At 57.8% G+C, this 2301-nt stretch carries 1 protein-coding gene; it reads left to right on the plus strand.

Going from position 1 to position 2301, the window contains the following annotated elements:
* Positions 1-413 precede the first annotated feature (413 nt).
* Positions 414-1586, plus strand: coding sequence for a S1C family serine protease (locus tag VAE55_RS15865; protein ID WP_322816707.1), 1173 nt, complete (start codon positions 414-416; stop codon positions 1584-1586).
* Positions 1587-2301 lie beyond the last annotated feature (715 nt).

Consider the following 2301-nt stretch of genomic DNA (forward strand, 5'->3'; position numbering starts at 1 on the left):
TGGCTGCCGCACTCCAAACCATGCGTCACGGGCAATCCGGGCTGGGACCGGTATTCACTCCACACCGTGACCCCACTGCGTGCCTAGCGTGAAGGCTGATTCGGCACGTCGGCATTCAGAGATAGTACCAGCGTGATCGTCCGATAACGTGCTACGAACGCTATGCCACCAGATTTGCTACCCTCTCCACTCATAACCCCCTCCTCTTCCCCTCCCTCCCATCTCCTATCTCCCTATCTCCTATCTCCTCCCTTCTATCTCCCTATCTCCTATTTTCTACCTCCTACTTCCCCCTTCCCCCAAAATCTCATCACCTTCTAACAACCTTCTAACCAAACATTAAAAACTTCCCATCATGATACTCTTAGCGAAAACGACGGCATCGTTGTCGTCTGACGCCAAGGAGGTGTACGATGAATGTTAATCGTTTAGCATTGATCTTTGTCTTCTTACTGGGCATCTTTATCGGCGTTGCCGGTGGTGCCGCAACCGGTGGTCTGGTCAGTTATCTGGTAGCCCGCCAGACCTTGGCCCAGGTCGCTGCCACGGTCACGACCATCAATGCCCAGCCGGTCACCGCGAGCAATGGAACCTCGTCCTCAACTCAAACCGTTACTCAGCCCGTCGAAATTGTTAGTGTCTCCGATGCGATGGTTGAAGCCGTAAAGCGTGTAGCGCCGGCTGTTGTAACCGTCACCGTTACCGGAAGCACCGGTCAGGGGAGCGGGAGTGGTGTTATCATCAGCGATCAGGGCTACATCATCACCAATAACCATGTTGTTAGCGGAGGTAGTCGTTACTTTGTGCTTTTCGCTGATGGTGCCCGCCGTGAGGCTAAGCTGGTTGGTACCGACTCGCTCAATGATATTGCGGTGCTAAAAGTCGATGGCGAGGTACCGGGTGTCGCCACTATCGGTGACTCGTCGGCGTTGCAGCCGGGCGAAACAGTGCTGGCTATCGGTAGTCCACTCGGTAATTTCCGCAACACGGTGACTGCAGGTGTTGTCAGCGCACTGAACCGTTCGGTGCCCGGTAGTGGAATGGAGGGTCTGATTCAGACCGATGCAGCGATCAACAGTGGAAATAGTGGTGGCCCACTGATCAATCTGCGCGGTGAAGTCGTCGGCATCAACACGCTGGTTGTACGTAACGATCTCGGTTTCGGGTCGAGTGCGCCGGTTGAGGGACTTGGCTTCGCGGTGCCGAGCAGCATCTTCGCCAACGTTGCCGACCAGATCATCCGTACCGGTCAGGTGCGCTATCCGTTCCTGGGTATTACCTACCTGATGATCGATGGTGAAGTTGCCGCAGAGTACGATCTGCCGGTGCAGAATGGTGCTTACATCAATGCTGGTATCAGTGGCCAGCCCGCCGTCTTACCAAACACCGCCGCAGCGCAGGCCGGTTTGCGCGAAGGCGACATCATCCTCGCCGTGAATGATCAGCGCCTCGATGGCACCGTCTCGCTGCGTCAACTTCTCTTGCAATATCGCCCTGGTGATACGGTGGAATTGACCATCCTCCGCGATGGTCAGGAACAGCGGGTGTCGGTGACCCTGGGTGAACGTCCGGCTAACCTGCGTTGAGAGCCAGGGGTGTTCGCGACGCAGGTCTGGGGTGTGGCAGAAATCCTGCCACACCTTTAGTCATGTTACGGAGGCGGGGTGTGGAAGTCATGCTGCCGCGTCTGTTGGGTTCTGTGCCGTATCAAATCTGACGGAATAGCGGACAGGACACCGCACCCGAGTATAGTCCCGCTGTGCGCAAACACTGGGAGCGCACGCCTCCGGCGCACCATCTGGAAAATGCTGGGAGCATGCGCCTCTGGCTCGCCGCCTGCTTTCAGCGGAATATTGCCACTCTGCACCGGCGCACGACAGCGGGAACCATCCTGCTCCGGCGATCCCCGCCCCCAGCGGGCTATGCATTACCCACAAATGGGTACTGTTGTGGACGACTAGCCCGGTGACAGTGCGCCGCTCCAGCCGTGCCAGCACGTGCTGAATGGATTGCATTACCCGCTCGTCATGCGCGTGTCGTGCAGTTTGGCGTGCGGCAGTCATGCTGCCGCGCCAGCCGCGCTCACGATCCGGCACGTGGCCTACCGTTACCCATCCTGGTCACGGAGGTGCTGGATGTGCTCGTGCCGATCATCAAGTTGGTCAGGCATGAATGAGCTACCTGCGCGTAGATGTGTTGTTGCACCAGGTTCGTGCCTGCATACCAACGGCAATGACCAGCCCCTGCCGGCGGTGGCGATGATGCCTACACGTGGATTAGAAGCCCGCGCTGCGGGGAGCG

Origin of the sequence: Chloroflexus sp., from assembly GCF_034432675.1 — a bacterium.
In the GTDB taxonomy this organism is placed as follows: domain Bacteria; phylum Chloroflexota; class Chloroflexia; order Chloroflexales; family Chloroflexaceae; genus Chloroflexus.